This window comes from Gracilimonas sp. (assembly GCF_040218225.1).
In the GTDB taxonomy this organism is placed as follows: Bacteria; Bacteroidota; Rhodothermia; order Balneolales; family Balneolaceae; genus Gracilimonas.
In genome coordinates, this window is record NZ_JAVJQO010000008.1 from 887,404 (window position 1) to 899,272 (window position 11,869).

10 protein-coding genes are annotated in these 11,869 nt (G+C 40.2%); 5 read left to right on the forward strand and 5 right to left on the reverse strand.

Annotated elements, in window-relative coordinates:
* Positions 1-135: 135 nt before the first annotated feature.
* Positions 136-516, reverse strand: a complete 381-nt coding sequence (locus RIB15_RS15250) for a RidA family protein (RefSeq protein ID WP_350203035.1) — start codon at positions 514-516, stop codon at positions 136-138.
* Positions 517-958: 442 nt separating this feature from the next.
* Here RIB15_RS15250 and RIB15_RS15255 point away from each other — a divergent pair, with 442 nt between their 5' ends.
* A complete protein-coding gene (locus RIB15_RS15255; protein WP_350203036.1) occupies positions 959-1,270 on the forward strand; it encodes a GIY-YIG nuclease family protein in 312 nt (103 codons plus the stop codon).
* A gap of 1,069 nt (positions 1,271-2,339) precedes the next feature.
* Here the strand turns inward: RIB15_RS15255 and RIB15_RS15260 are convergent.
* The 4 genes from RIB15_RS15260 to RIB15_RS15275 all read right to left on the reverse strand — a co-directional run bounded on the left by RIB15_RS15260 (position 2,340) and on the right by RIB15_RS15275 (position 9,342).
* Positions 2,340-2,804 (reverse strand): hypothetical protein, encoded by a 465-nt coding sequence (locus RIB15_RS15260; RefSeq protein WP_350203037.1) that lies wholly within the window; start codon positions 2,802-2,804, stop codon positions 2,340-2,342.
* Between the two features lie 1,072 nt (positions 2,805-3,876).
* A complete protein-coding gene (locus RIB15_RS15265; RefSeq protein WP_350203038.1) occupies positions 3,877-4,800 on the reverse strand; it encodes a DUF5655 domain-containing protein in 924 nt (307 codons plus the stop codon).
* Positions 4,801-4,874: 74 nt separating this feature from the next.
* Positions 4,875-8,015: an Eco57I restriction-modification methylase domain-containing protein gene (locus RIB15_RS15270; RefSeq protein WP_350203039.1), complete on the reverse strand. Its 3,141-nt coding sequence runs from the start codon at positions 8,013-8,015 to the stop codon at positions 4,875-4,877.
* Positions 8,016-8,673: 658 nt separating this feature from the next.
* Positions 8,674-9,342: a helix-turn-helix transcriptional regulator gene (locus RIB15_RS15275; RefSeq protein WP_350203040.1), complete on the reverse strand. Its 669-nt coding sequence runs from the start codon at positions 9,340-9,342 to the stop codon at positions 8,674-8,676.
* A 299-nt stretch (positions 9,343-9,641) separates the two neighbouring features.
* On the opposite strand from RIB15_RS15275, the gene RIB15_RS15280 reads away from it, so the two are divergent.
* From RIB15_RS15280 to RIB15_RS15295, 4 genes are all read left to right on the forward strand, one after another.
* Positions 9,642-10,421 (forward strand): hypothetical protein, encoded by a 780-nt coding sequence (locus RIB15_RS15280; RefSeq protein ID WP_350203041.1) that lies wholly within the window; start codon positions 9,642-9,644, stop codon positions 10,419-10,421.
* Positions 10,422-10,516: 95 nt separating this feature from the next.
* Positions 10,517-10,933: a hypothetical protein gene (locus tag RIB15_RS15285; protein WP_350203042.1), complete on the forward strand. Its 417-nt coding sequence runs from the start codon at positions 10,517-10,519 to the stop codon at positions 10,931-10,933.
* Between the two features lies 1 nt (position 10,934).
* Positions 10,935-11,291, forward strand: a complete 357-nt coding sequence (locus RIB15_RS15290; RefSeq protein ID WP_350203043.1) for a hypothetical protein — start codon at positions 10,935-10,937, stop codon at positions 11,289-11,291.
* A 270-nt stretch (positions 11,292-11,561) separates the two neighbouring features.
* Positions 11,562-11,867, forward strand: coding sequence for a hypothetical protein (locus tag RIB15_RS15295; protein WP_350203044.1), 306 nt, complete (start codon positions 11,562-11,564; stop codon positions 11,865-11,867).
* The last annotated feature ends 2 nt before the right edge of the window (positions 11,868-11,869 follow it).

Below are 11,869 nucleotides of genomic sequence, written 5' to 3' on the forward strand. Positions count from 1 at the left end.
ACCACTTGCTATGCCAGAGGTTGAGATCCTTCGTGTTAACGGGCACTGCCCCTCGTTCTTTACTACGCACTCAGGATGACAATGGGGGGGAAAACAGAGTCATCCTGAGGATACCTACGAATGACTCACTAAAACCTAAACCACCGCATCCATCTCAATCTCCACCAGTAAATCCGGATGGATGAGCCGCGAAACCTCCACCAATGTAGCCGCCGGTTTAATTTCCCCGAAAAACTCCTGATGAGCTTTCCCGAATTCCTCCCACCGGTCTATGTCCGTGATGAACGTCCGCGTACGAACCACATCCTCCAGTGAAGCACCAGGCTCCTTCAGCGCCTTCTCAATATTCAGGATGCATTGTTTGGTTTGAAGGTAGATGTCATTTTTACCCACAACGTCCCCGTTTTCATCAATGCCTGTGGTACCGGAAACAAAGATCTGATTCCCTGTCTTCACCGCCCGGCTGTAGCCGACTTTATTTTCCCACTCCGCCCCGGAGGATATATTCGTTCTCATGGTTTCTTATTCTGAATTTTGAATGAATGATCGGTTCGCTGACAAGTTCTTCAATTCTGGAAAGTTGGACAAATAAAAACTCAGTCATCACGAGGAGCATCTTTGTTTAGACTTAGACTACACCACCTGCCGACGACGCGATCTCCCTAAGCCACTTGGGATGCCGATTCCGGGAGATTGCTTCGTCGTTATGCACCCAGCCCTACATTCGGATTTGCGCCTCCTCGCAATGACGTTGGATATGGATGTGGTTAGTAGTAAGCCCGGTCATCGCGAGGAGTATTATACGGTAAGTCAGGACTCCATTGCCCGACGACGACGCGATCTCCTTAAGCCACATGGGATGCCGATTCCGGGAGATTGCCGCGTCGTTATGCACCCAGCCCTACATTCGGATTTGCGGCCTCCTCGCAATGACGGGGCGTTTTTATTATAATCTGTAATGCCAAGAGATAAAGACCTTTACGTGTACATCCTGACCAATAAACATCATACAGTCCTGTATACCGGGGTTACAAGTGACTTAGTAAATCGGGTTTGGCAGCATAAGAACAAACAAATCAAAGGTTTTACTAAAAGATATAATGTAGACAGGCTGGTTTTCTTTGAGGGACCCGGTGATCCTATTCACGCTATTGAAAGAGAGAAACAAATTAAGGCAGGATCGCGACAGAAAAAGATTGATTTGATTAATGACTTCAACCCGGAGTGGAAAGACCTTTACTACGAGATTATTCCTAAGAACTATAAATAAACCCGTCATCGCGAGGAGTTTCTTTAGCCTGGGCTTAGGCTTCCACTTTTTTTCGACGACGCGATCTCCTTAATCCACTTGGGATGTCGCTTCCGGGAGATTGCTTCGTCGTTATATATACCAAACCTGTACTTCACATCCCAAGCTCCTCGCAATGACGTTGGATATGGATGTTGTTAGTAGTAAAAGCCCGGTCATCGCGAGGAGTATTATACGGTAAGTCAGGACTCCATTGCCCGCCGACGACGCGATCTCCTTAACCCACCTGGGATGCCGATTCGGAGAGATTACTTCGTCGTTAAGCTTCCCAATCCTGTATTCCACAACACAGCCTCCTCGCAATGACGTTGGATATGGATGTGGTTAGTAGTAAAAGCCCAGTCATCGCGAGGAGTATTATACAGTAAGTCAGGACTCCCTTGCCTGCCGACGACGCGATCTCCTTAATCCACTTGGGATGCCGATTCCGGGAGATTGCCGTGTCGTTAACCTTCCCAACCCTGTATTCCACATCCCTGCCTCCTCGCAATGACGTTGGATATGGATGTGGTTAGTAGTAAAAGCCCTGTCATCGCGAGGAGTATTATACGGTGAATCAGGACTCCATTGCCCGCCGACGACGCGATCTCCCTAAGCCACTTGGGATGCCGATTCGGGGAGATTGCCGCGTCGTTAACCTTCCCAACCCTTTATTCCACAACACAGCCTCCTCGCAATGACGGGGAGGAAGGCATGAGCAAAACGAATATCAGGCTTGTCAGCCTGAACGAAATAAAGCACAGCGAAATGAAGTGTAAGATCTTTCTGACCTGCCTGTGCCACCTTTATTCCTCCTCATTACACCACTAAAAAATCACATTGAATACATATTACCTGTTATTACTTATACATAATCAGCCATTGGTCGGCCAAAATAAATTAGATTTGGTCAGCCGGGCCCTGCCGCCGTATATTGATTGAAGTTACTTGAAACAAAAGCCCTTCCCCCTTCAAGTTATTCCTTTTGCACCTCTCCCGAACATATTAAGCGACGAATGGCAGCCTGTTCGAAAGAACGTCAGAAACACTCTCACTTGTCGACGATTACTTTCGGTTGGTCTTCATTCGAAAATAATTCTTTCAAAAAAGAGATCGCCTTTTCTTTGTCCTTATATTTGAAATCAATCAGGTAAGCTTGGGCATTCCCCAGTACTTTGCCAGTAGCACTGAATTGCCAATAATGGTCGGTAAAACGAATCTCCTCCATATCTTTATAGTATATAACTTTGCTATTATACACACCATGGCGGGTCATCTTTTCATTATCAAAGACAATTCGATGACGAAAACTGTAAAGCATGGTGTACATCATACCCATGCAAAAAAGAATCATAATTGCTCCGAAAAGCAGCGCCTGATTCTTTTCCATAAACTCCCAAAGTTCTGTCATCCCATAGAAAAGGAAACCGACAGCACCGGTACATAGTACCCCGGTGGTCAGTTGATAGATTTTCATACCTTTTTTTACTTCCAGTACCACTTCGTTTTGTTGCATAATACCCCTTTTTGATTTGTACGCTTCTAAAATAATCTACAATATCAGGATGTCAAATTTTAGGAGTTTGCTTCAAGTTATCCCCGTCATCGCGGGGAGTATCTTTATTAGCCTGAACTTAGCAACACCACCGGCCGACGCGATTTCCTTAACCCACCTGGGATGCCGATTCGGGGAGATTGCCGCGTCGTTAACCTTCCCAACCCTGTATTCCACACCTAAAGCTCCTCGCAATGACGTTGGGTGTGGGTGTGGACGTTAATTAGTGGTAAAAGCCCGGTCATCGCGAGGAGTATTATACGGTGAATCAGGACTCCATTGCCTGGCGACGACGCGATCTCCTTAAGCCACTTGGGATGCCGGTTCGGGGAGATTGCTTCGTCGTTATATATACCAAACCTGTATTTCACATCCCAAGCTCCTCGCAATGACGTTGGGTGTGGGTGTGGACGTTAATTAGTGGTAAAAGCCCGGTCATCGCGAGGAGTATTATACGGTTAAACAGGACTCCATTGCCTGGCGACGACGCGATCTCCTTAATCCACCTGGGATGCCGATTCGGAGAGATTGCCGCGTCGTTAACCTTCCCAACCCTGTATTCCACAACACAGCCTCCTCGCAATGACGTTGGGTGTGGGTATGGACGTTAATTAGTAGTAAAAGCCCGGTCATCGCGAGGAGTATTATACGGTTAAACAGGACTCCATTGCCTGGCGACGACGCGATCTCCTAAATTCACTTGGGATCTCGGTTCGGGAAGATGCTTCCCTCCGTCTCCCTACAGGTCGACTCCGTTCAGCATGACAAGCGGGAGGGGAAATCACCATAAGCCGTCAACGGCGGCTTTCATCATGATTAAAATGCCCCGTCATCCTGAACGAATGTAGCGCAGCGAAATGTAGTGAAGGATCTCCCTTTTCCTCTCCCGGTTTGAACCTTGATGTGCAGGATGGAAGGATGAGCTTGATTTATGCTCCAGCTTGATCAAATGGCTCCCCTTCTGTAACCTTTTCCAGACTGCGTTGCGAAGATGGAATTTCGTAGCGAAGGTAAAAATCCTATTCAGGTTTCTTTATGCTTTATTGTAAGCCTGCTCTATAAGATAAATAGCGTATTCAATATCACTGTCAGAATTCACTTTATATTTATAGTCGCCATTACCCCAGTGACCTTTTTCACTCATATCCTGTGTTTCCTTTCTTGGATCTTCAAGCTCATCTTTCTTCACATTAATAACGGCGACTACTCCTGAATTGTAGATAATCAGGTCAACAATAGACTTATCAATTTTAAACTGAACAGTTTGTGCTAAATACTTGATTTCAATATCGTCTCCTAAATCAAGAATTCGCTCTTTTAATTTATAATAAAGGTCGATAGTCTCTTGTGGGCGATTTTCATTCTTGTACAGATGATAATCTTCATTATAGACTTTTACTTCCCTGGAAACAGAATCTACAACCGATCCAGATTTACCGGAGGAAGTCATTTGAATGCTTGCACTCGACGAAGGTTCATGTTTTTGTAAGCCTATAGTATCGTTCTCGTATTTATGAATTTCCCAAAGTTCAAAGGGTACGTCTTTAAAATTCACCGAATGTTTCTGGTATTCAGTAAACCTTGGTGAAATAAATAACACCCGTGATTGCGACCAGTCAATATCATCTCGCTTTAAAATCCCATCTTTCGATTCATTGTATTCCAAAATGAATTCAGCCCTGTTATTTAAAAGTAAAGACAGATAAGTGTACCCCTGGTCAATTACTGAAAACTTTTTGTCGTTTTTATACTCAATAATCACAAAGGAATTAGATTCTTTGTCGTAGCATAGTGTATCAAGCCTGAAGCTTTCCACAGTAAATTCGGACCTTACGTACTCCAGGTTGAATAAAGTACCGGTATTATTTTCAACCAGCTTTTGTATGTCCTTTTCCAACTTAAAAGGGGAAGAATGTACCCGGACGACACTACCTTCTTTTATATTAAACAACTTCATAATTGCTGTTTCTTATTTTAAAATTCAATTCTGGGTCAACCAGAACCACGTATACCTAATGTTCTCTCAAGCTTTTACCCGGCACTCCCCTCCACAACTCCAATCTCTTCCTCACTTAACCCATACAACTCATACACCATCGCGTCAATCTCAGAATCTGTTTGGGCAATTTGGGATTTGAGGTCGTCGGCCTGGGCTTTTTGCTGATTGAAGTATTCCATCCATTCGGCTTCTTTATCGAGGTTGAGTTCTACTTTTTTCTTTTTCAGCTCTTTCAGGAATTGCTTGAAGGTGAGCTCGTGCCAGCTTTGGAGTTTCTGAGATAGTTTTTCTATGTCAAATTTGGATAGCAATAAATTTGAAAACTTTTCAGTATGCTTTTGAAGCTTGTTATTAGTGGTTATAATCTTTTCTACATGACCTTTAAGATTACCATTTAATTTTTTTGGAATAGGAATTTGCCCAAAATATTTCCATATCAACTGATAACCATTTCGTATCTGTGTACAATATTGCTTAATTAACCACCAACCAACTTTTGAATTCAAAATACCGACAAGGCTGATTTCATTAGTTGGTATTATCCACATCGAATTATTACAGTAGAAGCCTTCAGTATCATAAATAAAACAGGGTTTTACCTGCAATACTTGATACATAATTTTTTCTTTTTCGAACTCCTCATAATAATCACAAGTTCTAAGTTCCCACCAAAAATCACCCTGATCAGTTCTTTTTTTTCCTTTTTCTTCAAATGGTGCTAACCATTTCGTTATTCCAGGATATTCACCTTTTAACCATTTCCACGCTTCTTCTTCTGTACAATCACCTAACCTATCTTTAGTAAATCCCTTTTTAAAAAGAATTAGATAACTATTTACAGTAGCATTAGAATATTTTGTTATATCACGACCTTGTAAAAAGGGCTCAATATGATCCTTAGCTTTAGGATCAATTTCGAGTATTTCATTTTTTGTTTTTTCGGAAATCAAGAATGCTTTAGTAAGGCCAGTTTTTAATCCATATTTAGCATTTCCTTTAACAAAATCTTTCATAGGAATTGCATTACTATTTATTCTTTCTAGTATTTCTTTTTCTCTCTTAGAAGATATAACCCAAGTTTTTTCACTAAAATCATTAACAGAAAATGTTTCTAAATTAGAACTAACAATTGTGTTAAAATCTTCTTCACCAGCTGTTACTAATACAGCAACATCAATACTACTTTTTGGTTGATCATTTCGCGCAACAAAAATACAGGGATAAGTTGTTGCTCCATCAAAAATCTGAAGATCTCCAAAGTCAATTAGCTGAACCAATTCTTTTGATAGAAACAATTTTCTCAATGGTTTCCCATAACCAGCTTGCAACCATTTATTAGGCATAATATAAGAGTAGATTCCTTCTGGCTTTAAGAGGTCAAACCCTTTTTCAACAAATATTCCATATAAATCTCCCCGCATGCTGAATGTTTCATAACCTTGTTTCTTTAAAGCTGTTGCAGTTTCTTTTATCGTGTCCAACTTCACATAAGGCGGATTCCCAATCACCACATCAAAGCCGCCGTTGGCAAATACATCCGGGAATTCTTCTTCCCAGTCAAAGGCTTTGTCGCCGGCCACTTCGGGATCATCGATCAGCGAGTTTCCACATTTTATGTGATTGTTCAGCGAGGTGAGCTTGCGGCCTTTTTGGGCGGTGCGCAGCCACAGGGAGAGCTTGGCGATCTCCACCGACTCCTCGTTTATATCTACCCCAAAGAGATTGCTTTCTAAAATTTGGGTTTCAATATCAGACAGACCTAAAGAATCCCCGTGATACTTTCTTTGCAATTCATCAATGTATGAATGCTCCGCAATCAAAAACTCCAGCGTCTGGTTTAAAAATGCTCCACTACCACACGCAGGATCACAAATGGTCAGGTTCAGCAGCCAATCCCTGTATTTCTTCAGATCGTCAATGCCTTTTTGGGTTCTTCGCTTTGCTTCTGTAAAACGCTCATCTACAATTTCCAGTTCGGCTTTCTTTTCTTCGCATAGCTTGCCAACCGTATTTTCCACAATATACTTGGTGATGTATTTGGGCGTATAAAACACCCCGTCTTTTTTACGCCGGGTTTTGGAGGTGTCCACTTCCTGCCCTTCCAGCTCGGCGGTAATTTCCTCGATTTCGTTCAGGGAATGCTCAAAAATATGGCCGAGGATGTTTACGTCTACTTCCGAGTCAAAGTCATAATGACTGAGCTGCGTTGCGTGTTTGTAGAGCAGGTCGTCGTCAATGGACAAATCGTTCAGTACTTCGTCTTCGGCAAACAGTCCGCCGTTGTAGGCAAAAATCTCGTGGTTCTTGCCCTTATGGCCTTCATTCATATACCCGAAGTATTTCTTAAAGCGCTCGTACAGCGGAACATATTCATCGTACTTATCCCGCAGGTCCATCCACTGCTTGATGATCTCGCGGATGGAATTGGGCGGAAGCAGGTTCCGGTCTTCGGCAAAAAAGATGAACAAAAAGCGATCCAGCAGTTTCTGCGTTTTCTTGAAAAGCAGCAGCTTGTCGTATTCCGGGTTGTGTTTTTTGATGCTTTCAAACACCGCGTGCTTAAAGTCGGAATAATCCTTGTACAGCTTTTTGGTAACGTTTTCTTCTTCCGCTAATGAACTGTCCTTGATCTTCTTTGGCAGCCCCTTCGCAAAATTGGAATAACCGAGACACAGCCACAGTACCTTGAATTCCTCTTTGGTGAGCGTGAAGAGGTTGAACTCAATGAAGTCCACCGCGTTGTCAATATAGAACCGCAGCTTCTCAAAGTTGGAAATGATGACATAGAGGGCATCCGGCTGTTTGTTCTTATACCCAAAAGCCTGTGTTTCTACTTTACCCAGATCAGTGGTTTCAGTGCCCTTAAGCTCAATCACCCCGCGGACTTCATCTCCATCCAAAAGTGCTCCATCTGCTTTTTTGGAATCACTTAGGTTTTTCTGCTCCACCACCAGGTTATAATTTGGAGAGGGATTTTTGGTATAACCCAATACTTTCACAAACAGGTCATCCAAAAACCCTTCCTGATACGATTCTTCTTTAGCTTCGCGGATGTTTTGTTGAACTTCGGTATTGTGGAAATGAGCGGTAAAAGCTTCCCAGGCTTGCTCAACCTTCTTTTCATCAATCCCCGACAAATATTTATTCAGTACCGCGTTTTGGAATAGTGGCATAGATAATATTCTGCTAAAGTAGTTTTAATTAGGGTCATTCCTGCGGAGGCAGGAATCTAAATGTCGTCATAAAATCAAGTCTTGTATTCAATAACACATTTGGATTCCGGGCATGCGCCGCGGAATGACTTTTTATAACAATTTAAGTTTATCCCTGTATCAAGAAGCCAAATCCACCCATTGGTCGGACGAGCTTGGAGTCGTCAGACCAAGAGCTTTGGTTTAAATCAATTTAATATCAACGGATTATAGGGAAAGCATCAGTCTTAGGAAAGCTGATCAAAAACAAAAAAGTCAGTACACACTTTGACTATTCCAACACATAAGCATCGCTGACCAAAATCATAAGCATCAACCAGATGGTTGATGCGCAACAATTTGCTGAACGATAAGCATCGTTTGGCAAGCCCACTGGAAAAGCTATTAAAACTGCTTTTTCAGCTATCTGTATGTTCTCAAAAAACGTCTATGTGAAAACAAAAAAAAGCCATCACACTCTTTCGAATATGATGGCTTTTGAAGTATAAAGTGGAGGTGCGGGGATTCACGGTTCACCCTCGCTATATGGCCCTGAAAGCCTCATTTCAACTTTTCGAGTCACGAATTTTCATGTTTTTTCACACTTTTTCATGGAATTCGTCTAGTTTTCGTCTTGTTTTTATGGCTTCAATTCCTTTATCCAATCGACTAAATCCCTATACTTCCATCTCTTACTACCACCTATTATCACAGGGTTAATTATCTCACCTTTCGATAATTTATTCTGAAAGGTTCCTTTGCTCATTTTTAAATATTCAGCTACTTCATCAGCTGTTAGTAAATCATCAACGGTATACTCAGGTTTAGAATTATCCATCTTACTCCTCTCAAACAATATGTGTCTAATTCGGGAATCAGTGGGAGAAGTACTAATCAGGCTTTCAATATAAGAGCCTTTTACCTTACGACCCTGAATAACAATGTCTGAGCTTCCAGTCATATAAAAAGCATAGATCAATCTCCCCATATCAGAAATAAATATATTTTTTAGCATTCCTGAGTCTTCTAAAATCAGATCCTGAAATTCGTACCCCTTCTCTAATTCTATATATATTGCGGTTGGCTCCTTAATTTTCCTGCTAAACACAAAGTGCCCATGTTTGTCAAAAAATCCTGATAACTCTTTTTCATCAACTATTTGAGAACCTGATGGATTTTCGCCCCACAATTTATTGATCTCAGCCAACTCAACATTTATATCAACCTGTTCTGGGAATTTTATATGAAGCAGAAACACACTATCTACGTGATCGCGTATTGAAATTATATGTTTTGCTTGATATATCATTTTTAGAAGTTTATATGTTAACCGCCTTCATAAATCCTCAAAATCAACGACTCTGCTTTTTGAGTCTTCTTTGCTGGGAATAGTGATTTCGAGATTCCCGGTTCCGTAATACCCAAATTTCTAACATCTCAGGTAAAACCATCTTCAAAATGTATCTCTTCGGGATTTAACTTCACTGAATGTTCAATTAGGAAATCATTATTCCCTCTTTTCAGCACATTTGCTAACATTTTATTTGATATTATTACCGACAAATTTGATTATTTTTTTATAAAACGAGCCATAAAATTGCAATTGTAATGAACATTGAGTTAAAACAACATGCGAGAATACAGGGTAAATTGAATTCACCTCAATCAGAATTTGAGTATTCAGAAATAGATACTATTGAAAGTATTAACTCACCCTATTATGAATTTAATAAAGATATAGCTGGCATTGAAAGCTATTTTGACAATTTAAATCTTTATGACGAGCATGGAAACTTTAGCTATTCAAGGGAGAAACCGGGAAAAAGCATCATAGAGTTCCTGATTCCTAAAGGTTATTGCCTTAAAAAAGTGTTATATGATCACGAACGTATTGACTTCATTTTACTATACAGCTTAAAGTCAGATAAATTACGATATATATTTTATGTCAAAGAGAAAATGCATGTATATATCACGGCCGTATGCCTAAAGGATCAATATGGAATAATTAATAAAATTAAAAAAGCAGATATTGGGTCTAGATTAAGAAAAAGGGTTGAGAGTAGTGTAGTCATCAAATTAGCTGATAAAAGGGAGCGATTACGAAAAAATTTCGGGGGGTTTATCCGAGCTATAAAGAAAGGTAAAATAACTACTATTCATGACTTTGAGACCGAACTTAAGAAAATCTCAGAGCAATACACTCTTACTAGTCGTTCAAGGACTTATTTGTTTAAACAAAAAACAAATAAAATAAATAACACTAAATACTGGACCTATCATCAAGGTAATATGTGTTCTGAGATTGCATATGCATTTGATAAAATGTATCCGGACACCATTACAGACTCCTGGATTAAAAAATATTGGAATAGCTTAAAAATATAATTTGGGATGATCTTTTACCTGTAATCCCAATCCCACAATATAGTTTCCCTATCATTTCCTATCAATTAAAACATTAATCCTTTTAATGGAGGAAAATGGAAAAATCCATAAATAATATATCCTATATATCGGAAACTAAAGTCTTTACTCATCATAAAGACCCCGAAATAGCAGATCAACACCTAGCTACTATAACTGTCACACATGGTAAGGATAATCCAGGTGATCATTACGACATTATTGAAATGTTCCATTATGATTTAAAAGAAAAATACCCTGATCAAATTCAGGATATCGATCTTGAAACCCATGATGAAGAGCAGTTGTACTTTATATCTGAACATATAGCGATCGTAGACCGTGGAGATCAAGTCGAACATATTTACCTAGATGGACGGTATACAGGTAATGACCTGAAGCAAGAACTAAAGAAATGGTCAGCCGCTTTAGAAGAGTTTTACTCTAACAAACGCGAAGAGAAGAAACACTCAATTAGCAAAGCAGGAGGCTGAAATGAATATTAAAATTAGCGGAAAAATTAAAGTATTCAGCCATCTAAGTAATGGTAAAGGTAGTTTATACTGCGAATCAATCATGACAAGTCCCAAAAAAGACTTAGCTGAACAACTAAAAGAATTAGAGATTATATATATGTACCGTGTTGGGCAGATGCATGGCTCTATATTTTTTGGTCGTTTGAGACTTACTGATCACAAAACTCAGATACCTAATATTACTGGTCATTTTGAAGCAGTACTGATGGCTGATATAGAATCTAGTGGCAAATCAAGTAGACTAATCATTTACAAAAACGAACGTATAAATAAATCTGAGCATAAAAGATTGATGGAGGCAATTGCAAAAAGCTAACCTGATTTATATAAACAACTAAACCTTTCTTAATAAATGAAAAATCTCTGGTACGCGCGCTACTGGAGGTTTTTCATAATTATTCTAAAATTCACTTGACTTGTGCTTTATTATATAATAGAATTAATTATAACATATAAACAAAATAAAATTATGAAAAAAAATAATACCGGGTTATGAAGTACTGACCCCACCAATTTCGGAGCCTCCACTCGTATCCAACAACAGGTCATAATTGACCCCAATGACTTACGAGCTTACCTGAGTCACTTGTACAACTTTCGATATAATACTGTAAAAAGCTATACTGAAATAGAAGAGAACGGTTCATGGAAACAACTCGATGACCGGCGCTTTAACAGCATTTATCAGCAGCATAAAAAAGATGGTGGTAAAACTACCGAAGCCAATCTTAGGAGCCTGCTGAACTCTGACTTTGTTCCGGAGTATGATCCTATTAAAGAATACTTCACAGGACTTCCTGCTCTTCCTTCAAAAAACGATTACATAGAAGAACTCGCCAGCGAGGTTAAAACTACCGATCAAGCCTACTGGGAGCTGTGCCTCCGCAAATGACT

What these genes read in the sequence shown, in the direction of transcription:
- RIB15_RS15250 (WP_350203035.1), bottom strand. Translation starts at nt 516, where the DNA reads ATGAGAACGAATATATCCTCCGGGGCGGAGTGGGAAAATAAAGTCGGC.
- RIB15_RS15255 (WP_350203036.1), top strand. Translation starts at nt 959, where the DNA reads ATGCCAAGAGATAAAGACCTTTACGTGTACATCCTGACCAATAAACAT.
- RIB15_RS15260 (WP_350203037.1), bottom strand. Translation starts at nt 2,804, where the DNA reads ATGCAACAAAACGAAGTGGTACTGGAAGTAAAAAAAGGTATGAAAATC.
- RIB15_RS15265 (WP_350203038.1), bottom strand. Translation starts at nt 4,800, where the DNA reads ATGAAGTTGTTTAATATAAAAGAAGGTAGTGTCGTCCGGGTACATTCT.
- RIB15_RS15270 (WP_350203039.1), bottom strand. Translation starts at nt 8,015, where the DNA reads ATGCCACTATTCCAAAACGCGGTACTGAATAAATATTTGTCGGGGATT.
- RIB15_RS15275 (WP_350203040.1), bottom strand. Translation starts at nt 9,342, where the DNA reads ATGATATATCAAGCAAAACATATAATTTCAATACGCGATCACGTAGAT.
- RIB15_RS15280 (WP_350203041.1), top strand. Translation starts at nt 9,642, where the DNA reads ATGAACATTGAGTTAAAACAACATGCGAGAATACAGGGTAAATTGAAT.
- RIB15_RS15285 (WP_350203042.1), top strand. Translation starts at nt 10,517, where the DNA reads ATGGAAAAATCCATAAATAATATATCCTATATATCGGAAACTAAAGTC.
- RIB15_RS15290 (WP_350203043.1), top strand. Translation starts at nt 10,935, where the DNA reads ATGAATATTAAAATTAGCGGAAAAATTAAAGTATTCAGCCATCTAAGT.